Below are 19,202 nucleotides of genomic sequence, written 5' to 3' on the forward strand. Positions count from 1 at the left end.
GTTGACAAGAATTTACTTGCTTATCAGCGGTGACATAATTATATTTTAAATTATTTAAAGGAGTTATGAGCTCAGGGCATGAATAATCCCTACAAGCGGAATGACCTCTTCGCCTGCCATTACGCCCGGCATGCTGCCTTCGCCAACCGCGTCTCTGCCTGGCATGTGCTGGTGGCCAAAAAGTGCTATCCCCAAGGCTGCCTTGAATTCAGGTGGTCCTGTGCCCTGCTCAACAAGGGCAAACGCTGCAGCCGTGGTTTCAACCGGATGGGGCGCCTTTGCCCCGGCTGTGCGCAGTACCGCGACGAAAAGGTCCATTACCAGCCGCGCCTGCTTCTGACCCCCGCCGAGTTCGCCCGCTTCCAGCAGGAGCGGGAGGCTTTCGATGAATGGGTTGATGAGAATCAGGGACGGGAGAAGGATGTGACCTTCCGCATCGATGCGCTCAAGCCGCGGTTTCGGAAAGAGCTCGATGCCCACGGCGCCCGCTTGCGGCTCGACGGCTTTCTCCTCATCGCTCGTGCGGGATTCATCGGCAGCGAGGCCTTCGATGATTATTTATACGCGATCATCACGCCGCAGCAGCAGGAACGCTTCCTTCTGGCCCCCGGCGATCTCCTGGATGGACGCGGCACCTTCACTCTGGACCAGGGTCGGCTGCTTTTCCCGCGCTTGCACGCCATCGAACCCACCGAGCGTTCGGGCGCAGCAACCTGGCGCAGCAGTCAGGCACTGATCGCCCGGCAGAGCGCCCGGCCACTGCAAGGCCAGCCGGAGCGCTGCCTTCATTGCCGCCAGGGTGCACTCATCGACGTCCTTGACCGCCGCAGCCGGCCGGAGCGCCGCCGCCGCGAACTGATCTGCCTTGAAGGTTTAGAGGGCGAGTCATCCTGTTATTATCAGGCCGCAGAGCAACTCAACACCGGGAGCATAGGCTGTCCGGCCCAGTCCGAATCCCGTCGTTAACAGAATCCATCAGGCAGGAGCTTATGGCCAAAGGAATCACCACACGCGAAGCTGATTATTCACAATGGTATCTGGATGTTGTGGCGGCAGCCGAACTCGCCGAACATGCCGCAGTCAAAGGCTGCATGGTCATTAAACCCACCGGCTATGCCATCTGGGAGATGATCCAGTCCCAACTGGACAAGATGTTCAAGGCCAGCGGGCATGTCAACGCCTATTTCCCCCTCTTTATCCCGGAGAGCTTTCTCAAGAAAGAGGCCGAGCACGTCGAAGGCTTCGCTCCAGAATGCGCAGTGGTCACCCATGGCGGCGGCAAACGGCTTGAGGAGCCGCTGGTGGTCCGCCCCACCTCGGAGACCATTATCTGGTCGACCTACAAGAACTGGATCCAGAGTTATCGCGACCTGCCCATCCTGATCAACCAGTGGGCCAACGTTGTGCGCTGGGAAATGCGCACCCGCCTCTTTCTGCGCACGACCGAATTTCTCTGGCAGGAGGGGCACACCGCCCACGCCACGGCCGAGGAGGCTGAAGCGGAGACCCTCAAGATCCTCGATATTTACCGCCGCTTCGCCGAAGAGTACATGGCGACGCCGGTTTTCTATGGCCTCAAGACCGATGCCCAACGCTTTGCCGGCGCGGTGCGAACCTACTGCATCGAGGCGATGATGCAGGACCGCAAGGCCCTGCAGGCGGGAACCTCGCATAATCTCGGCCAGAATTTTGCCAGGGCTTTTGATGTCACCTTCCAGAGCGAGCAGGGGCGGCTCGAGTATGTATATGCGAGCAGTTGGGGCGTTTCGACGCGGCTGATCGGGGGGTTGATCATGACCCACAGCGATGACAACGGCCTGGTCCTGCCGCCGCGGCTGGCGCCGGTCAAGGCGGTCCTCGTACCGATTTGGAAAGAGGATGCGGAGCGGGAGAAGATGACAGCCCGGGCGCGCGAGCTGACGGCCGGTTGGGAGGAGTCGATTTCGTTCAGGATTGACGATCGCGACCAGTACCGTCCCGGTTACAAGTTCAACGAGTGGGAGAAAAAGGGGGTGCCGGTCCGGATCGAGATGGGGCCGAAGGATCTCGCCGCTCACCAGGTCGTCCTGGTCCGCCGTGACACCGGCGTCAAGATCACCGTGCCGCAGGAGAATCTGCTCCCCCGTCTCCAGAACTTGCTGGAGGAGATTCAGAAGAACCTCTTCGAGCGCGCCAGGGTCTTCCGCGATGCCAATACCTTCACTGTCGATGCCTATGCCGATCTCGCTGACCAGATCGAAAAGCCGGGCGGTTTTTTCTGGGTTCATTGGTGCGGTTCTCCGGCGTGCGAGGAAAAATTCCAGGAAGAGCACAAGGCGACCATCCGTCTTGTGCCCTTGAATGAGAAAAAGGAAGAGGGCGCCTGTATCGTGTGCGGCAAACCCTCCCACCAGCGCGTTCTGGTGGCCAAATCCTATTAATCCCCGGGCTGCTGGTTCGCGGCCCGGAATTTTATGGTGCGGAGGATGCATGTCCAAGAACAAGGATATCGTCGAACTGGAAGTGCCCAGCAAGGTGCTGCGCATCCAGAACGCCAGCTGTCCCAACGGCCATAGTCTCATGGATGAAAACCATCTCATCAATGGCTATGCTTCTGTAACAGTCCTGGCCAAATACAATGACGAGATCGGTCAAATCCATCTTGATCCGATTTACGGCAGCTTCAAAAACATTTCGCAAATCAATGTGCCTGAGGGCGCATTGGTCGAGTTTCTCTGCCCAACCTGCAAGGTGACCCTGCAGGATGCCGATCAGCACTGTTCGGTTTGTTCAGCGCCCATGTTCGCCATGCAGCTGCCCAAGGGCGGCATCGTTGAAGGGTGTCTGCGCAACGGCTGCCAGTTCCATAACCTCAAGCTGGTCAGCAGTGATGAGCTGGTGAAGCGGCTCTACGAATCCCACAGCCTCGACTCCTACCTGTGAGCCAGACTCCACAGCAGGAAGAAAAGGGGGGCGCGGGCCCCTTCCGCTCCGGCTACGTTGCTATCGCCGGGCAGCCCAACGTCGGCAAGTCGACCCTGATCAACCGGCTGATGCAGTTCAAGCTGTCGATCACGACCCCAAAGCCGCAGACGACCCGGCACCGCATCATGGGCATTCTCACCGCAGAAGCCTATCAGATTGTCTTTCTCGACACCCCGGGCCTGATCACCCCCAGCTACCGGCTTCAGGAGGTGATGATGGAGACGACGCACCGGGCGGCGGCCGACGCCGATCTGGTGCTCTTCATGGTAACCGCTGCGGGCAAGCCGGAGCCGCGCGACCTCGAGATCCTGGCCGACCTTGCCGCGCTCGGCAAATCCTTACTGCTCGGGATCAACAAGATCGATCTGGTGGAGAAGACCACCTTGCTGCCTTTTCTCGACGCATGGAATGGCCACCATCGTTTTGCCGCCATCATCCCCTTCTCGGCGCGCAGTGGTGAAAACTGTGAGGTCCTGCTGGAGACCCTGGTCGGACTCCTGCCGGCCGGAGCGCCCTTTTATGACCGAGAGACCTTGACCGAGCATCCGGAGCGTTTCTTCGTCAGCGAGATCATCCGCGAGAAGATTTTTGCCCATTACGGCGAAGAGATCCCGTACTCGACCGCGGTGATCATTGATGAGTTCAAAGAGGGGCGGCCGGGCCGCAAGGACGTGATCAAGGCGCGGATTGTGGTGGAGCGGCAGACGCAAAAGGGGATCATCATTGGCAAGGGCGGGGCGATGCTACGCAAGCTGGGTGAGGAGTCGCGGCTCGAGATCGAGGCCTTTCTGGAACGCCCTGTTTTTCTCGAGCTTTGGGTGACCGTGCGGGACAAGTGGCGCACGAAGGATACGTTTCTCAGGGAATTTGGCTATCAGGGGTAGAGGGCAGAGTATGAAACGGACTAATAGATTCATTCTCGCAGGATTGCTGTTGCTGGCCGCCGGCTGTGCGCGGATGCGCTACGTCCCCGTTGTCGGCGATCCAATCATCCGCGTCGGCATCGTGGAAGATCAGGATGCGATCTATTTCGAGCCGCAAAATGAGTTCACCGTCCTCAGTTATGAGGAGAAGGAAAATTTTCGGGCTTTGGAGAAGGGCCTGTGGAAAGCGACGATTCACTCGCTGATCCCCAACGCCCTGCAGTATCAGATCCAGCTATATGAATCCCTCGAAGCAACGCGCGCCGATGAGCGGGCGCGGCAGTATCGCAGCAGGGGCATGGCGGTCGTCCTCAAGAATCAGGGGGAGCAGCTTCAAGCGGGCGACAAGATGCTGATTGACCGCACCTATCATCGGGTTTTGCTCGATCGTAATTTTGCCAGCGCCGAGGAGGCCGAAACCTATCTCAGATCCAGCAACTCGCTGGCCGGCGGCCGGGTGGTGCGAAGCCTGGACGATGTGGTCATGGGCAAGATCGCCCTGCAGTCCCCCTCCAGTCGCACCACTATCATCACCCAGGCCCTGCGCATCACCGGTGCCAACGTCATTTTGCGCGATGTCGAGGTGGGCAGCGGGTATCACTGGGCGCGCAACGAGGCCCGCACCTACGGCGGTGAGATGGAGCTGCGTATCAGCGCCAAGGGCAAACTGACGGCGATCAACGTCGTCCCCCTCGAATTGTATTTACGCGGCGTGGTGGCCGGTGAAATGGCCAACACCTTTCCGGATGAAGCCCTCAAGGCCCAGGCGATCATCTCACGCACGATGTTCCTCAACAGTTTCGGGCGTGTGCATCGCGGTGCCGAATTCGATGTCTGCGACGATGTTCATTGCCAGGCTTACGTCGGGATTGCCCGTAACAGCGAGGCCGTCGATAAGGCGGTCTCCGGGACCAAGGGTTTGGTGCTGACCTGGCATGACGAACTCTGCTCCGCGAGTTACTCGGCCATGTGCGGCGGACATACCGCCAATGCCGCTGAGGTTTGGGACGGCGGCGGCGAACCTTACCTCAAGGGTCTGCTCGACACCCGCACCCCTATCGGTCAGTTCGATCTGAGCAAGGAAGAGAATGCCCGGATCTGGGTCCGCTCGAGACCCGATGTCTGCTGCAATCTCGAGGCTGCCGGCCACCCCGATTTCGGCAAATACGCGGAGAAATACTTCCGCTGGGTGGAGCGTATCCCGCGCGTCGAACTGGAAAAATCGATCGCCGAGTATGCCGGCACTTCCATCGGGCAACTGGTGGACATCGTGCCCTTGCATCGCGGCGTCTCGGGCCGTTTGGTGAGCATCAATTGCGTCGGCACCGAGGAGAGCGTTCAGGTGCGGAAGGAATTGAATATCCGCCGGGCGCTCTCCAAATCGACGCTCTATTCCTCCTGTTTCACCATTGAAAAGGAGGGCGTGAAGAATGGTCTGGCCGAAACCTTTGTTTTCCGGGGCGCCGGCTGGGGCCACGGTGTCGGTTTATGTCAACTCGGCGCCGGAGTCCGCGCCCAGAAAGGCGAGACCGTCAGTGAAATTCTGGCCTGGTACTACCCCGGCACCCAGATCAAGCAGCTCTATTGAGGAAAAATCCCATGACCGTGCATGAACCTTCCATCTGGCTTTACATCATCCTCGGTCTCTGTGCCGGCACGCTTTCGGGTTTTTTCGGGATTGGCGGCGGCATCATCATCGTCCCGGCGCTGGTCTATTTCGCCGGATTCACCCAGCAGATGGCGACCGGCACCAGCCTGATGATCCTTCTGCCGCCGGTCGGCCTGGCTGCGGTCATGGTCTATTACCAGAATGGCCAGGTCAACATCAAGGCCGCGATCATCATCGCCCTCTGTCTCTTCATTGCGGCCTGGGCGGCCGCCCACATCGCCAGCAAACTCAACCAGATGTATTTGCGGCTGGCCTTCGGCGTGGTGATGATTGGCATGGGGATCTTTATAGCTCTTGATTCCTGGGCCAAGATGCATAAATGAAGCGGATTGCGGCGTTGCAGCATATCCTTCTGGTTTTTGTTGACGGCCTCGGGATCGGACCGCATGATCCCGATACCAATCCCTGTTGCCGGCCGGGCCTACGGCTACTCCACCAGTGCTGCGCGGCTCTCTTCCCGAACCGGGTCGAGCCCGATGGGGTGGCCCTGGGCCTCGATGCCACGCTCGGCGTCGAAGGGCTGCCGCAGAGCGCCACCGGACAGACGGCGCTGCTGACCGGCGTCAATAGCGCGCAGCTCCTCGGGCGCCATCTCAATGCCTTCCCCAACAAGGCGCTGCGCGAGGTCATCGCCGGGCACAATATCCTCAAACGCTGCACCGATTTGGGCTACCGCGCCGCTTTTCTTAACACCTTCCGTCCGCCCTTTTTCGATCTTGATCCCTTCGCGATTATCTCGCATCTCTCCGTCACCTCGGTCAGCAATCTCTATGCCGGCCTGCGTTTCTTCGACCTCGATGATCTCCGCGCCGGCCGCTCCGTCTATCAGGACATCACCGGGGCCTCGCTGCGCGATCATGGCTTCGACGTTCCGCTCCTGTCGCCGCGGGAGGCGGGGGCGGTCATCGGACGCGCCAGCCGGCTCTACGACTTTAGCCTCTTTGAATACTTTCAGACGGATGTCGCCGGCCATAGCCGCGATTTCGGCCGCGCCCTGCCGATATTGCTCCGCCTCGAGGATTTTCTCGCCAGCTTGCTCGAGACCGTCGATCGGGCCAATACCCTGGTTCTGGTCACCAGCGATCACGGCAACATCGAAGACCTCTCGGTCAAGGGACATACCCGCAATCCTGCCATGACCCTGCTTTTCGGCTGCGGCCGCGAGGAGATCGCTGCGCAGCTGCACACCCTCACCGACGTCACGCCTACCTTATTGCAGGCGATGGCTTGCGGTGTTAATGGCCAAGGGGCAGTGACGTCTTCAGGTTGAGCGGGAGAAAGAATGCCCGCCCTCATCACATCCTTCAGTACGGAAAGGTCACTGTTTTCATCGGCGCTGCAGCCGGCCAGTTTCCGAATACATTATGCCAGGGATCATAAACCCCGGTTGCGTGATGGATCGTTGACACTGCAAGGGACAAGGGCCCGATTTTCGAATTACGCAACGGGTCGCCAGCGACAGTTATATACCCTTCTACATCAGGGGGACCGGCAACCACCGATGTTGTCAACAGTCCGCCCCATGCGCCATAAATATATGCCCCAGTAACGGTTGATGAGACAGCCTATTCGATCTGGCAGCCATCTGAGAGATTCACGACAGGATGACCTGTCCGGTTTTCGGGATCGACAGCGAGAAGGTTTTGGCCATCCATCGCGAAAACATCCATGGTGGTATTACGATCGGGCGGGACTTTTTCCGAGACTGGGCGCCATCCTGAACTTCAGTCTTCGTCGGCGCCTCGCTCTGAACCGGATTGTGGGATTTCTCGCAGCGTGAGAGTATAAACAGCGAGACAGCCAGTGACTTTGGCGCCTTAGGTTAGGAGGACAATCGAAATATTGGTTGAAAAATTCAGTTTCAATCCTTACAATAAGTATCAGTTCATCGATCTCTTCCGGAGGCGATTGATTTTCTCCCATACCTATCCTGTGCTTTCTCATTTTGCCGCGGCGGAGGTTCCTGTATGAATGCCATACCCCTCGTCCCCTCGCCTGAGCCGATCCCGGCACCCTGGCCGGTATTCGAAATTCTCGGGGTCCTGCTTTTTATGCTCCATATCCTTTGCATCAATGTCGTTCTGGGAGGTTCACTCCTGGCGCTTCTCAGCAAAGGGCCGAAGGAAAACAGCGTTGCAGAGGCGATCCTGAAAAAGATCCCCTCAGCGCTCGCTTTGGGTGTCACCCTGGGCATCGCGCCGCTGCTTTTTCTTCAGGTCCTTTATGGTCATCTGATTTACACCAGCTCGATTCTCATGGCGCTCTGGTGGATCCTGATTATCCCGCTGCTCATCATTGCCTATTATGGTACCTACCTCCATGCCCATACCCCGGTACGCTGGCTGGGGAGGGTGTCGATTGGCCTTGCGGCCCTGATCTTCCTCTATATCGTTTTCATCTATACCAACAACATGACCTTGATGCTGCAGCCGGAAAAGTGGTCCGGATATTTCACTCAACGCGGCGGAACCCTCCTCAACTGGAGCGATGCGAGTCTTTGGCCGCGCTATCTCCACTTCGTCGTCGCATCGGTGGCGGTCGCCGGCCTCTTTACCGGCCTGGTCTGGCAGATCCGTCTGAAGAAGGGCGTGCCGGGCGCTGCGGAGGAGGTCCGCAAAGGGTTGCGGCTCTTTGCCATCGCCACCACACTCCAGGTGGCTGTCGGCCTGTGGTTTCTTGTCACCTTGCCGCGGGAGATCATGCGCGCTTTTATGGGGGGGCATCTGCTCTATACAATCCTGCTGGGGTTGGGGATCATCCTGGCGATCGGAGCGCTGGTGCTCGCATTTAAGGGCAAATTCTGGCCTGCCTTTGCTCATCTGATCGCCCTGACCCTGGTCATGGTCCTTAACCGGATGGCCGTGCGCGACCTCTACATCGGCCGTTTTTTCAGGGTCTCGGATCTACCGCTCAAACCGCAGTATGATGTGATGATCCTGTTTGTCCTCATCTTGTTCGCCGGCCTGGGGGCGGTCTGGTATATGGTGCGCGTTGCCATGGCCGCCGGTGAAAGGAGGGAGGGCTTATGAATTACCCCATCTGGGAGCTGACGTGGTTCGGCGGCAGTTCGTTGATCGCGCTGATCGCTGTACTGCACGCCTACATCTCACATCTAGCCGTCGGCGGCGGGCTGTTCATCTGGCTGATGGACTGGAAAGGATTCCGCGAAAACAATCCCGAGATCCACGTCTTCGTGCGCAAGTATACCTGGTTTTTCCTGCTGCTGACGATGGTCTTCGGCGGCATCACCGGCGTGGGCATCTGGTTTATCATCGCCCTGGTCCATCCCGCAGCCACCTCCAGCCTGATCCATACCTTCGTCTTTGGTTGGGCGATCGAGTGGGTCTTTTTCGTCGGCGAGATCACGGCGCTGCTGGTCTACCACTACCAATTCAGCAAGCTCGAGAAAAAGCCCCGCCTGGTCGTCGCCTTTCTCTATGCCCTCTTCGCCTGGCTGAGTCTGGTGGTCATCAACGGTATCCTGACGTTCATGCTCACCCCGGGCGAATGGTTGCAGACCGGACGGTTTTTGAATGGATTTCTCAATCCCACATTTTTACCTGCAACCTTGTTCCGCACCGGGATTGCGGTGATGATCGCCGGGCTCTTCGGGATTTTCGGCGCCGTGCGCATTCCCGGCGGCTACTCGCGAAATGAGATCCTGCGCACGTGCAGCCGCTGGATTCTCACGGCCCTGCCCTTCATGGCCGTGACCGGATGGTGGTACTATCACCGCCTGCCCGCCGCGGTCCGTCTGACCGCCTTCAGCCTCAATCCTCAAAGCACGCCGTTCATCACCATCGGCTTGGCGGCGGCTGCGGCGATTCTCCTTCTGGCCTTCTTTTTCCTGTTCAGAGCGCCGCGTGGCCTGCAGCGGATCTTCTCGGTCCTGCTTGTCCTCCTCGGCCTCGGGGTCTACGGCGGCTTTGAGTATCTCCGCGAGATCGCCCGCAAACCCTATATTATCTATGATTATATGTACAGCACCTCGATCCTTGGGGCGGATCTCAACCGCCTGAATGACGAGGGCGTGCTGGCGCACGCCAAATGGAGCACGGTTCACGAAGTGACCGCCGACAACCAACTCGAGGCAGGCAAGACCCTTTTCGAGATTCAGTGCCTGCCCTGCCACACGGTAGGCGGCGTGCGTAATGATATCCTCACGCGTACGGCAACCTTCCCGCTGGATGGGATACGCGCCTCCCTGCACGGCCAGGGTAAAGTGAAATCCTACATGCCGCCGGTGGCAGGAACCCCGGCCGAGCGGGAGGCGCTGGCGCTCTATATCATCCAGGGCTTGCAGAAAAAGCCCGCTGAGGCGGCGGAATCGCACCCGCCGACAGTGAAGGCCCAAGAGACAATTCCCCCCTTCGACAGCCGTAAGGCCGAGTATGTGCTGCTGGCCTGGAATGACCTCGGCATGCACTGCATGACCGACTGCGATGCCTGGTTTGTGGTGCTGCCGCCGGCCAACACCCTGCATGCCCAGCTCATCCGCCGCGGCGATCCCCCGATTCTGGTCCGCGAAGGCGTGACCCTGCACTATCAGGTGGAGAAGGGTCATGAGGATCCGGCGGCGCAGATTCCCTTCTGGGACTATGCCCGCTTCACTTTCACGACCGAGCTCGAGCATAACATCGGCCTCGGCGGAAAGGGGCTCATTGGCACCATGGATTGGAAGCCCGATTTCTCCAGCTTTGTCGCCGAGATGCTTCCGGTTGCACCCTATGATGTAAAGGGAAACTTTGCGCCTTTTCCGACTTTTACAGTGGAGGCTCAGGAGGCCGGCAGCGGCAAGCTGATCGCCAGCACCCGGGTGGTGGCGCCGGTCTCCTCGGAAATGGGCTGCCGCTCCTGCCACGGCGGCGGCTGGAAGAGAGGCGTCGCAGGGGTCAGCGATGAAACCGCCATCAACATCCTTACCGCGCACGATCGCGACAGCGGTACGACCCTGCTGGCGGAAGCCCGGGCGGGGCGTCCGGCGCTGTGCCAGAGCTGCCACGCCGATCCGGCCGTGGGCGCCAAGGGCGACGGCCGCAGCCTCAATTTTTCAGCCGCCATGCATGGCTGGCACGCCAACTATGTCCATCTCGAGGGAGCCGCCGCCTGTGCTTCCTGTCATCCGGCCAAACCCGACGGCGCCACCCGCTGCGCCCGCGACTTCCACAAGGAACTGGGCGTCACCTGCGCCGAGTGTCATGGCACCCTCGAGGAGCACGCCATGGGCCTGCTGCGCGGTGAAGAGGCCAAGGCTCCGGCCGCACAGCTCATCCGGAACCTCAAATCAGACCGGGTAGCGGGTCCAGCCGAAGTCCATCCCAGAACCCCTTGGCTGCAGGAACCCGACTGCCTAAACTGCCACAGCGGCTTTCAGCCGCCGCAAGATCTCGCCAGCTTCAACCAGTGGACACCAGGTTTCAGTGCGCTCTACCGCGTCCGCACCGACAACGCCGGCCTCCGCTGCGAAGCTTGCCACAGCGCCACCCATGCCCTCTACCCGGCGGATAATCCCTTCACGCTCTATCGGGACAACATCCAACCGCGGCAATATATGGGCCTCTCGTATGCCATCGGCGCGAACAAGAATTGCGCGGTTTGCCATAAAAAGGCCATGACCGATCCGATCCATCATGAAAACATGCTCGGTATGGCGCGTAATCCCTTCGATTTTTAACAGCAGGCGCACATAATAAAGCCTCCTTGATGGAGGTGTAAAACAGGAAAGGAGCACATATGGGAACTAAAGGACGCGAAATCGTCGGCATGGATGTCAGTCATGTCATCGAACTGCTCAACAAGGCCTTTGCCGATGAATGGCTGGCCTATTATCAGTACTGGCTGGGAGCCAAGATCATCACCGGCCCGATGAAAGATGCGGTTATCGCCGAGTTGATGCAGCATGCCGCCGATGAACTGCGGCATGCCGACATGGTTTCACTCCGCATCATCCAGCTCGGCGGGACACCGTTGACGACACCGAAAAAATGGTTCGAGATGAGCAATTGCGGCTACGATGAACCATCGGATCCTTTCGTACGCAGAATCCTAGAACAGAACATCCACGGCGAACAATGCGCCATTTCGGTCTATAACGCCCTCATTCAGGAGGTTGGGATGAAGGATCCGGTCACCTATAACATGGCCATTCAGATCCTGCAGGATGAGGTGACGCATGAGGAGGATCTCCAGGCGCTGCAGGAAGACCTGGATTTTATGCTGAAGCGATAGGCGGGAGCAGCCCGCCGATTTGAAAAGGATCCGGCTCTCCGGCGATTCGATATAGCCGATCGTATAGCAGGGCACCCACTTGCCGTTCTGCAGGCACTCGGCTATGTTATGCCTGCTGCCGTCAGCCCGGAGCCCGCTGAGGATGACGAACAGCGTGTTTTGCATGGTTTCCTTCGAAAAACAAGGCCGTTTATGCTGGTAGACATACCAACACAAACGGCCTATTTTTTCACACCGGCGTCTCCGATCTCGAGGCCGTACCGCCTTTTGCTGTCTTTAACAGCCTGGCCCCTTAATAGCTGTGCGAATCGAGCTTGACCTTGCCGCGGAAGATCCAGTAGATGCTGCCGGTATAGGCGAGCACCATCGGCACGCCGCAGAGGGCGATGATCAGCATGATCTGCAGGGTCTTGTGCGACGAGGCGGCGTTGTAGATGGTCAGGCTATGGGCCGGAAGGGGATTGGAATAGATCAGATTCGGATAGGTTCCGATGCCGAAGAGTAGGAGCAAGGCGATCACCGCCGCGCAGCTCGAAAGAAAAGCGCGCATCTCGCGGCCGTGAAAAATCTCGCGCGGGATGTTGGCTATGGCCAGCATATTGGCCAGGGCCACCATGAAGAGCCAGGGATTGGCGCGGATGGTATCGGTCATGTGTGGTACATAGAGCAGGGTGAACATGGTGACGGTGATGTAAAAAAGGATGAAGGAGATGATGGTCGAACGGGTCCATTCGCGGATCTGCTGCTGTAGCGTCCCCTCGGTCTTCATCACGAGATAGATCGATCCGTGCATGGCGAAGAGGGCGACCGTGCAGAGGCCGACCAGCAGGCTATAGGGATGGATCAGGCTCCAGAAGGAGCCGTTGAAATTGCCCTGGGCGTCGAGGGGCACACCCCAGGCCATGTTGCCGAGGGCCACGCCGATGAGCAGGCTCGAGAGAATGCTGCTGAGACTGAAGCTCACGTCCCAAAAGCGCCGCCACCAGGCCATCGGCTGTTTGCTGCGGAACTCAATGGCCACCGCCCTGAAGATCAGTCCGAAGAGTAGGAGCATGAAGGCGATGTAAAAACCGGAGAAGGCCGTCGCATAGACCTCGGGGAAGGCGGCGAAGAGGGCGCCGCCGCCGGTGACCAGCCAGACTTCGTTGCCGTCCCAGATCGGGGCAATGGCGTTGAGCAGAATACGGCGGTTCTCATCGCCGCGGGTGAAGAGGTGAAGGGCGCCGACGCCGAGGTCAAAGCCGTCGAGTAGGGCATAGCCGGCGAAAAGGACCCCCACCAGAAAAAACCAGATGGTATTGAGATCAAAGGCCAGGTTCATGCGCGGTGTCCCTCCAGGCTGGTGCTGTCGTCCGGGCCATGCTGGATCTTGTCGTTGAGCAGATAGATAAAAAGGGCCAGAAGCAGCGCGTAAATGATGAAAAACATCACCAGAGAAAAGAGGAGTTCGCCTCCCGAGACATTGGGCGAGAAGGCGTCGCGAGTTCGGAGCAGATTCTGCACGATCCAGGGCTGACGGCCGACCTCGGCGGAAGCCCAGCCGAGCTGGTTGGCGGCCTGCGGCCCGAGCACGGCAAAGACGAAGATCCAGAGCAGCCAGCGCTGCACAAAGAGCCGGTTGCGTAGTTGCAGCAGCAGCGCGAGCAGAGCCAGGCCGATCAATCCCATGCCGAGGAGGACCATGAGATGGTAGGTCTGGAAGACCAGATTGACAGGCGGCCGCGCATCCGGCGGAAAGGCCTGCAGTCCGGTTACCGGGGCCTTGCGGTCGCCGTGGACCATCCAGCTCAGCATTCCGGGGATCCTGAATCCGAGCTGCACCCGCTCCTGTTTCTCGTTGACCCAGCCGAATAAAAACATGTCGGCCGGGGCGCTGGCGGGGTAATGCCCCTCGAAGGCGGCCAGTTTGGCCGGCTGGTTTTGGGCAACGCCGCTGGCGCTGGCGTGGCCGGTCAGCAGCTGCAGCAGAGAGGCGATCACCGCCACGGGCAATGCGATCCGGAAGGAGGCCTTGCTGAATTCGAGGTGCTTCTTGCGCAGCAGGTAAAAGGCGGCAACGCTGAGGACGAGAAAGGCTCCGGCCTGCCATGCGCCGGCCACTGTATGGCTGAGGCGGTGCAGGGAGGAGGGGTTGAAGACCACCTGCCAGAAATCGACGATCTCGGCGCGCACGCTATCGCCAAAGCCCACAATGTGGTGCCCTGCGGGTGTCTGCTGCCAGGAGTTGGCGACGATGATCCAGACCGCGCTGAAGTGGGCCCCGAGTGCCACCATGCAGGTGGCGATAAAATGAGTCACGGGTTTGACCCGGTTCCAGCCGAAGAGAAGGATGGCCAGAAAGCCCGATTCGAGGAAGAAGGCGAAGATCCCCTCCGCGGCCAGGGCGCTGCCGAAAACGTCGCCGACGTAGCGGGAGTAGACCGACCAGTTGGTGCCGAACTGGAACTCCATGACGATGCCGGAGGCGACCCCCAGGGCGAAGATGAGCCCGAAGAGGCGCGACCAGAATTTGGTCATCTCCAGATAGAGCGGATCCCGCGTTTTGAGATAGCATGCTTCCATGATGACCAGGAGCACGCCAAGGCCGATGCTCAGCGGCGGAAAGATGTAGTGAAAGGCGATCGTGAAGGCGAATTGCAGTCGCGAAAGCAGGAAGACATCCATAGGAGCGCTCCCAGGTAGGATTAGCCGCTCCGCTCACGGAATGAGGGCCCTGAGCAGAGGCAGATACCATTCGTTTTTATTGAGATTATAGACGGCGAAACCCGAACCGAACTCCCAGTAGCCCCAGCTCATGGCGCGGTTCTCCGCCTGCCGCGCCACCGCTTCGGTCCATAACTTGCGGCTGTTCATATCCGCTTTGTTGAAGGCGCCGAACTCACCCATGAAGAGCGGCCGGTTGTTGGTCCGCGCCCAATTGCGCGCCACCTCCAGTTCGTTTTGCAGGGCCGCCAGATCGGCGGCGGACCCCCAAGTCGTGCCGAGCCAGGCGTCGGAGCCAGCAACCCAGCCCGCCCCCTGGTGGGTGAAGTGAAAGGGATTGTAGTAATGAAAGGTGATGATGAGATTGTTTTCGCCCGGCGGCAGCACCAGTTTATTGAGCGAGGCGTAACTGTTCCAGTCCACCGGCCCAATCACCAGGGTGCGGTAGGGATTGGACTCGCGAATGACGGCGATCACTTCGGCCAGATACTGATTCCAGAGGGGAGAGGTCAGATTGGTGTTGGGCTCGTTGAGGGGCTCAAAGAGCAGGTCGGCTGGATACGCCTTGTAATGCTCGGCGATCTGCCGCCACATCGCCAGAAAGCGCTCCTTGTGGCTGGGGGGATCGGCAAAAATTTCCTCATAATGGTGCATGTTGATGACGATGGCCATGCCGCGGTCGAGGGCTTGCGCGACTGCCCAGTCGATGCGGTCGAAAAAGTCGGAGGAGATGGTGTAGGGGTTGGCGCTCTGGGCATGGGTTGACCAGCGGATGGGGAGACGAATGCCGGTGAAACCGGCCTCATCGAGGAGCTGGAAATAGCGCGTTTCCAGGGTGATGCCCCATTCGCCCTCTTTGGGGGCCTCGAGCGCATTGCCGAAATTGACCGATTTGGCGAGGCGCTGGTTGACAGCGAAAGGATCCAGCGGCGCGGTGATCGGCGGGTATTTGGGCGTGATCTTTTTAGGCGCGGTGCTCTGCTTTTCGCAGCCGTTACCGGCCAGTAGGGCCGTGAAGAGAAGGGGCAGAAAGACGATGGTCCGGGGGTGGCAATGTGGCATGGCAGGTTCCTTGCAACGTAAATGGCTCACGATAACCTGCCAAATTAGGCATTCCCCGGGAAAAAGGCAACGGGAATCTCGCATCCGCAGTGTTTTACCGGCCTAACCTGCCTCCCGGCGGGAGCCGGAAACCAACAGGCGCGGGATCGACTGGATTGGCGGATTATTTCTGTTGATTTTGTCCAGAATATCCATCACTTTAAAGCGGACGGACAAGCCGTGCAGTTCAACCGCAAGAGGAAATTGAGTATGCGAAATTTACTGTTTTCATTGGCCCTGCTGCCGGGCCTGCTGGGGACGGCAGCAGGGAGAGGGAGCGCCCCGGCGCCGGATTATGCGGACTGGGTCAATCCTCTCGTCGGCACCGATTCGGATGTCGGACTATCTAATGGCAACACCTATCCCGCCATCGCTTTACCCTGGGGGATGAATTTCTGGACGCCGCAAACCGGCCGCATGGGTGACGGATGGCAGTATACCTATAGCGCCCGCAAGATCACCGGATTCAAACAAACTCATCAGCCTTCACCCTGGATCAACGATTATGGGGCGTTCGCCATCCTGCCAGAGACCGGACGGCTCAGGGTGGGGGAGATCGAGCGGGCCTCATGGTTCAGCCACAAGCGCGAAACCGCCAGGCCCTATTATTACCGCGTCTACCTCGGCGACTATGATGTCTGGACGGAGATCACCCCGACCGAACGCTGCGCGCAGTTCCGGATTACCTATCCGGCGACGGATAGCGCTCGCTTGGTGATCGATGCTTTTGATGGGGGATCCTGGATCAAAGTCCTTCCCGAAGAGAAAAAGATCCTCGGTTTCTGCCGCAACAACCACGGCGGGGTGCCAGAAAATTTCCATAATTACTTTGTCATCCACCTGGATGCGGAGATTGCATCCTTTGCCACCTGGGAGGGCGATCAGCTGTTTCCCGGCCGCGCGGAGCGGCAAGGCGGGCATGTCGGCGCGGCGGTTCAGTTCAACCTCCAGGCCGGCGGAGCGCTCCACCTCCGGGTGGCCTCTTCTTTCATCAGCATCGAGCAGGCTGAGCTCACCCTCGCCCGCGAAGTGGGCGGGGACTCGTTCGATCAAACGCTGCGCAAGGCCAAATCGGTCTGGAACGAAGGATTGGGGAGGATCGAGGTTTCGGGTGGCACCCCGGCCCAACTGCGCACCTTCTACACCGCCCTCTATCGCACCATGCTCTTCCCGCGGAAATTCTTTGAATTCGATCGCACAGGCCAGGTCGTCCATTACAGCCCCTTTAACGGCCAGGTGCGGCCGGGCTATCTCTTCACGGATAATGGCTTCTGGGATACCTTCCGGGCGGCCTTCCCCCTGATGACCATCCTGCATCCCACCCTGGTCCGTCAATTCATGGAGGGGCTGGTCCATACCTATCGGGAGAGCGGCTGGCTGCCGGAATGGGCCAGCCCGGGTCACCGGGACTGCATGATCGGCTCCAACTCCGCCTCCATCATCGCCGAAGCCTGGCTCAAGGGGATCCGCGGCTATGATATCCAGACCCTTTATGAAGCCCTCCTTAAGAATTCAGAGCAGGAGGGGCCGCTGCGATCGGTGGGCCGCTTCGGCGTGGACTTTTATAATACCCTGGGCTATATTCCCTATGATGCCGGTGTGAACGAAAATGTCGCCCGGACCCTAGAATACAGTTATGATGATTTCGCCATTCAGCGGCTCGCCCAGGCGCTTTCCCGGCCGGCGGAGGAGATCGCCCGCTTTTCCCGGCGCGCGCTCAACTACCGCAACGTCTTTGATCCCTCCACCGGCTTCATGCGGGGCCGCAATCGCGACGGCCGCTTTCAGATCCCGTTCCGCCCCGACAAATGGGGCGATGCCTTCACCGAGGGCTGTGCCTGGCACTATACCTGGTCGGTCTTTCATGACCCCCAGGGATTGATCGATTTGATGGGAGGAAAAGCCCCCTTTACCGCCCGGCTGGATTCCGTCTTTACAGCCCCGCCAACCTTTGATTTTTCCTATTATGGATACCAGATTCATGAGATCACGGAGATGGCAATCGCCGGCATGGGGCAGTACGCCCATGGCAATCAGCCTATCCAGCATGCCCTCTATTTGTATGATTGGGCCGGTGAACCCTGGAAAACCCAGAGACGGGTGCGCGAGGTGATGGATCTTCTCTATACGCCCGATCCAGACGGCCTTTGCGGTGACGAGGACAATGGCCAGACCTCCGCCTGGTATGTTTTCTCTGCCCTGGGGTTTTATCCGGTCTGTCCGGCGACTGGGCAGTATGCCCTGGGATCACCTCTTTTCAGCCGGATGGTTCTGCATTTGGAGGACGGAGCACGCTTTACTGTCGACAGCGCGAAAAACAGCCCTGAAACGGTCTATATCACCGGGGCGTGGCTGGATGGCAAAGCCTGCACGAAAAACTATATCATGCACCAGGATGTGATGCGGGGAGGACGGCTCAAATTCACCATGAGTTCCCAGCCCAATACCAGGCGGGGAACGGATCCCGCGGATTATCCCTACTCCTTCTCGAACGAAGTGAAATATCCTTGAAGCGAGTCGATCACAGGTTGGTCGCGGGTGGTTTGTTCCGCCGGATTCTCCTGTCAGATCCTCCGGCCGGATCAGCGTGGGCTCACCCCTTGAGTCCGCGCCGGAGGAGCGCGAGCAGGGCGGGCAGATCGCCGGCAGCTTCGATACCGGCGTGGAGGCCGGTCTGCTCCATGATCCTCTCCCGCGATTCCAGCCGGTCGAGCCGCAGCGAGAGGGTGCCGCCCAGGGTTTCGGCAATGCGGCCCTTCATGCCCTGCGGTGTGGGGGCATGCAGCAGACCGGCTCTAGCGCGCTCGGCGCGGATATGGAGGCGGTGGTGGCGGTCGCGCACCTGTAGAAGGATCTCCGCGTCGCCGATCTCGAGGGCTTCGACCTGGGCGCCGGTGTAGGTGGCGAAACGGTAGAGGTGGTGGCGGTGGTGCAGCCCGATGATAAAACCGGGGAACGCGCTGCGCAGCCAGGGGATGATGGCGACCGAAGCCATGAAGCTCGTTTCCGCCGCCGGGAAATGGTTGCTCTGCAGCCAGATATACGCATGCGGAAAGGAGCGGCCCCAATCCTTCTCGATATAGCCGCGGCCACCGGCAAAGTCGATCCCGCGGCCGTTAAAGAGCACGGTGCCCTTGAGTTCGTGGGAAAAGCTGACCACCCCGTGATAGCATTCCATGAAGGGCACCCATGCATACCAGCCCATGGCGCCAGGGGAACGCAGGGTGACCGGCCAGGGGCTGAGGGGGCCGAAAGTAATCTCCCCCTTGAGCTGCCAGCCTTCGGCTTCGATGTCGAGTGCCAGCCCGTTTTGGCTGAAACAGCAGGCACCGACGTGCTGCTCGAGGCCTCGGGGATCGGCGTGGAACTGCTCTGCCGGCACCCGATGATAAAAGCTGCGGCCGCTGCTGCCATCGAGGATCTGAAGGAAGGCGTGATCTTGCTCCGGCTCCCGATGACGCGCAATGCCGGGGATCAGCGCCAAGCGGTTCTCCCCAGCCCCGTCGACGCATTTGTAATACCAGCCCTCGAAAAATGGCGCTTTCTTTTTTTCACCGTGATAACCCTCCAGATGGAGGAGTGAGCGTATGGCAATCACCAGAACTCTCCACAGG

15 protein-coding genes are annotated in these 19,202 nt (G+C 59.4%); 11 read left to right on the forward strand and 4 right to left on the reverse strand.

Annotated features, from left to right (window positions below; all coding sequences use genetic code 11):
- Positions 1-78 precede the first annotated feature (78 nt).
- The 10 genes from PLH32_05490 to PLH32_05535 all read left to right on the forward strand — a co-directional run bounded on the left by PLH32_05490 (position 79) and on the right by PLH32_05535 (position 11,784).
- Entirely contained in the window at positions 79-966 is an 888-nt protein-coding gene (locus PLH32_05490) for a hypothetical protein (protein ID HQJ64049.1), read from the forward strand.
- 23 nt (positions 967-989) lie between these two features.
- Positions 990-2,420, forward strand: coding sequence for a proline--tRNA ligase (gene proS, locus PLH32_05495; protein ID HQJ64050.1), 1,431 nt, complete (start codon positions 990-992; stop codon positions 2,418-2,420).
- 49 nt (positions 2,421-2,469) lie between these two features.
- Positions 2,470-2,922 (forward strand): hypothetical protein, encoded by a 453-nt coding sequence (locus tag PLH32_05500; GenBank protein HQJ64051.1) that lies wholly within the window; start codon positions 2,470-2,472, stop codon positions 2,920-2,922.
- Positions 2,919-3,848: a GTPase Era gene (gene era / locus PLH32_05505; GenBank protein ID HQJ64052.1), complete on the forward strand. Its 930-nt coding sequence runs from the start codon at positions 2,919-2,921 to the stop codon at positions 3,846-3,848. The genes PLH32_05500 and era overlap by 4 nt, the downstream gene beginning before the upstream one ends.
- 10 nt (positions 3,849-3,858) lie before the next feature.
- Complete coding sequence (locus PLH32_05510; protein HQJ64053.1) at positions 3,859-5,475, forward strand: SpoIID/LytB domain-containing protein; 1,617 nt, start codon at positions 3,859-3,861, stop codon at positions 5,473-5,475.
- A gap of 11 nt (positions 5,476-5,486) precedes the next feature.
- Positions 5,487-5,879 carry a sulfite exporter TauE/SafE family protein gene (locus PLH32_05515; protein ID HQJ64054.1) on the forward strand — a complete coding sequence of 131 codons (393 nt, stop codon included), beginning with the start codon at positions 5,487-5,489 and terminating at the stop codon, positions 5,877-5,879.
- Positions 5,876-6,826: a hypothetical protein gene (locus PLH32_05520; GenBank protein ID HQJ64055.1), complete on the forward strand. Its 951-nt coding sequence runs from the start codon at positions 5,876-5,878 to the stop codon at positions 6,824-6,826. Before PLH32_05515 ends, PLH32_05520 begins: the two co-directional genes overlap by 4 nt.
- Before the next feature lie 697 nt (positions 6,827-7,523).
- Positions 7,524-8,585: a hypothetical protein gene (locus PLH32_05525; GenBank protein HQJ64056.1), complete on the forward strand. Its 1,062-nt coding sequence runs from the start codon at positions 7,524-7,526 to the stop codon at positions 8,583-8,585.
- Positions 8,582-11,230, forward strand: coding sequence for a c-type cytochrome (locus PLH32_05530; protein HQJ64057.1), 2,649 nt, complete (start codon positions 8,582-8,584; stop codon positions 11,228-11,230). Before PLH32_05525 ends, PLH32_05530 begins: the two co-directional genes overlap by 4 nt.
- Before the next feature lie 59 nt (positions 11,231-11,289).
- Positions 11,290-11,784 (forward strand): ferritin-like domain-containing protein, encoded by a 495-nt coding sequence (locus PLH32_05535; protein HQJ64058.1) that lies wholly within the window; start codon positions 11,290-11,292, stop codon positions 11,782-11,784.
- A 292-nt stretch (positions 11,785-12,076) separates the two neighbouring features.
- Here PLH32_05535 and cydB read toward each other — a convergent pair whose 3' ends face one another.
- From cydB to PLH32_05550, 3 genes are read right to left on the reverse strand one after another with little or no spacing between them, the layout of a single operon-like run.
- A complete protein-coding gene (cydB, locus tag PLH32_05540) occupies positions 12,077-13,105 on the reverse strand; it encodes a cytochrome d ubiquinol oxidase subunit II (protein ID HQJ64059.1) in 1,029 nt (342 codons plus the stop codon).
- Positions 13,102-14,448, reverse strand: a complete 1,347-nt coding sequence (locus tag PLH32_05545; protein HQJ64060.1) for a cytochrome ubiquinol oxidase subunit I — start codon at positions 14,446-14,448, stop codon at positions 13,102-13,104. The genes cydB and PLH32_05545 overlap by 4 nt, the downstream gene beginning before the upstream one ends.
- Before the next feature lie 33 nt (positions 14,449-14,481).
- Positions 14,482-15,549, reverse strand: coding sequence for a glycoside hydrolase family 5 protein (locus tag PLH32_05550; GenBank protein HQJ64061.1), 1,068 nt, complete (start codon positions 15,547-15,549; stop codon positions 14,482-14,484).
- A 249-nt stretch (positions 15,550-15,798) separates the two neighbouring features.
- Here PLH32_05550 and PLH32_05555 point away from each other — a divergent pair, with 249 nt between their 5' ends.
- The gene (locus PLH32_05555) at positions 15,799-18,099 is read left to right on the forward strand and encodes a GH92 family glycosyl hydrolase (GenBank protein HQJ64062.1); all 2,301 of its coding nucleotides are present in this window, start codon (positions 15,799-15,801) and stop codon (positions 18,097-18,099) included.
- 82 nt (positions 18,100-18,181) lie between these two features.
- On the opposite strand, the gene PLH32_05560 is transcribed toward PLH32_05555, so the two are convergent.
- Positions 18,182-19,186 (reverse strand): tocopherol cyclase family protein, encoded by a 1,005-nt coding sequence (locus PLH32_05560; protein ID HQJ64063.1) that lies wholly within the window; start codon positions 19,184-19,186, stop codon positions 18,182-18,184.
- Between the last annotated feature and the right edge of the window lie 16 nt (positions 19,187-19,202).

The organism is bacterium, assembly GCA_035419245.1.
GTDB lineage: Bacteria > Zhuqueibacterota > Zhuqueibacteria > Residuimicrobiales > Residuimicrobiaceae > JAKPUX01.

What these genes read in the sequence shown, in the direction of transcription:
- cydB (HQJ64059.1), bottom strand. Translation starts at nt 13,105, where the DNA reads ATGAACCTGGCCTTTGATCTCAATACCATCTGGTTTTTTCTGGTGGGG.
- PLH32_05490 (HQJ64049.1), top strand. Translation starts at nt 79, where the DNA reads ATGAATAATCCCTACAAGCGGAATGACCTCTTCGCCTGCCATTACGCC.
- PLH32_05530 (HQJ64057.1), top strand. Translation starts at nt 8,582, where the DNA reads ATGAATTACCCCATCTGGGAGCTGACGTGGTTCGGCGGCAGTTCGTTG.
- PLH32_05535 (HQJ64058.1), top strand. Translation starts at nt 11,290, where the DNA reads ATGGGAACTAAAGGACGCGAAATCGTCGGCATGGATGTCAGTCATGTC.
- PLH32_05550 (HQJ64061.1), bottom strand. Translation starts at nt 15,549, where the DNA reads ATGCCACATTGCCACCCCCGGACCATCGTCTTTCTGCCCCTTCTCTTC.
- PLH32_05525 (HQJ64056.1), top strand. Translation starts at nt 7,524, where the DNA reads ATGAATGCCATACCCCTCGTCCCCTCGCCTGAGCCGATCCCGGCACCC.
- PLH32_05515 (HQJ64054.1), top strand. Translation starts at nt 5,487, where the DNA reads ATGACCGTGCATGAACCTTCCATCTGGCTTTACATCATCCTCGGTCTC.
- PLH32_05500 (HQJ64051.1), top strand. Translation starts at nt 2,470, where the DNA reads ATGTCCAAGAACAAGGATATCGTCGAACTGGAAGTGCCCAGCAAGGTG.
- PLH32_05510 (HQJ64053.1), top strand. Translation starts at nt 3,859, where the DNA reads ATGAAACGGACTAATAGATTCATTCTCGCAGGATTGCTGTTGCTGGCC.
- PLH32_05555 (HQJ64062.1), top strand. Translation starts at nt 15,799, where the DNA reads ATGCGAAATTTACTGTTTTCATTGGCCCTGCTGCCGGGCCTGCTGGGG.
- proS (HQJ64050.1), top strand. Translation starts at nt 990, where the DNA reads ATGGCCAAAGGAATCACCACACGCGAAGCTGATTATTCACAATGGTAT.
- PLH32_05545 (HQJ64060.1), bottom strand. Translation starts at nt 14,448, where the DNA reads ATGGATGTCTTCCTGCTTTCGCGACTGCAATTCGCCTTCACGATCGCC.
- PLH32_05520 (HQJ64055.1), top strand. Translation starts at nt 5,876, where the DNA reads ATGAAGCGGATTGCGGCGTTGCAGCATATCCTTCTGGTTTTTGTTGAC.